We start from the raw sequence: 980 nt of genomic DNA on the forward strand, positions 1-980 counted from the left end.
ACTTCACACGTTGAATACGATACACCAACTCGTCACTACGCACACGTAGACTGCCCAGGCCATGCTGACTATGTTAAAAACATGATCACTGGTGCGGCACAAATGGACGGTGCTATTTTAGTAGTAGCAGCAACTGATGGTCCTATGCCACAAACTCGTGAGCACATCCTTTTAGGTCGTCAAGTAGGTGTTCCTTACATCATCGTATTCTTAAATAAATGCGATATGGTTGATGATGAAGAATTATTAGAATTAGTTGAAATGGAAGTACGTGAACTTCTATCTCAATACGATTTCCCAGGTGATGACACTCCAGTAATTCGTGGTTCAGCGTTAAAAGCGTTAGAAGGCGATGCAGCATGGGAAGAAAAAATTGTTGAATTAGCTGAAGCTTTAGACAGCTATATTCCGGAACCAGAGCGTGATATCGATAAACCATTCCTACTTCCAATTGAAGACGTGTTCTCAATTTCAGGACGTGGTACAGTGGTAACAGGTCGTGTAGAACGTGGTGTAATCAAAGTTGGTGAAGAAGTTGAAATCGTTGGTATCAAACCAACCACAAAAACAACTTGTACTGGCGTTGAAATGTTCCGTAAATTACTAGACGAAGGTCGTGCTGGTGAGAACGTAGGTGTATTACTACGTGGTACAAAACGTGAAGAAATCGAACGTGGTCAAGTATTAGCAAAACCAGGTTCAATCACACCACATACAGATTTTGAATCAGAAGTATATATCCTAAGCAAAGATGAAGGTGGTCGTCATACTCCATTCTTCAAAGGCTACCGTCCACAGTTCTACTTCCGTACAACTGACGTAACTGGTACTATTGAATTACCAGAAGGCGTAGAAATGGTAATGCCAGGTGATAACATCAAAATGACAGTATCATTAATTCACCCAATCGCAATGGCAGACGGCTTACGTTTCGCTATCCGTGAAGGTGGTCGTACTGTTGGTGCTGGTGTTGTTGCTAA

General features: G+C 41.9%; 1 protein-coding gene. It reads left to right on the plus strand.

Going from position 1 to position 980, the window contains the following annotated elements:
• Nucleotides 1-980, plus strand: a 980-nt coding sequence (tuf, locus tag J3U24_RS11495; protein ID WP_267347007.1) for an elongation factor Tu, incomplete at both ends; no start/stop codon positions are given.

Origin of the sequence: Gilliamella sp. B2785 (assembly GCF_026537005.1) — a bacterium.
Taxonomy (GTDB): Bacteria; Pseudomonadota; Gammaproteobacteria; order Enterobacterales; family Orbaceae; genus Gilliamella; species Gilliamella apicola_E.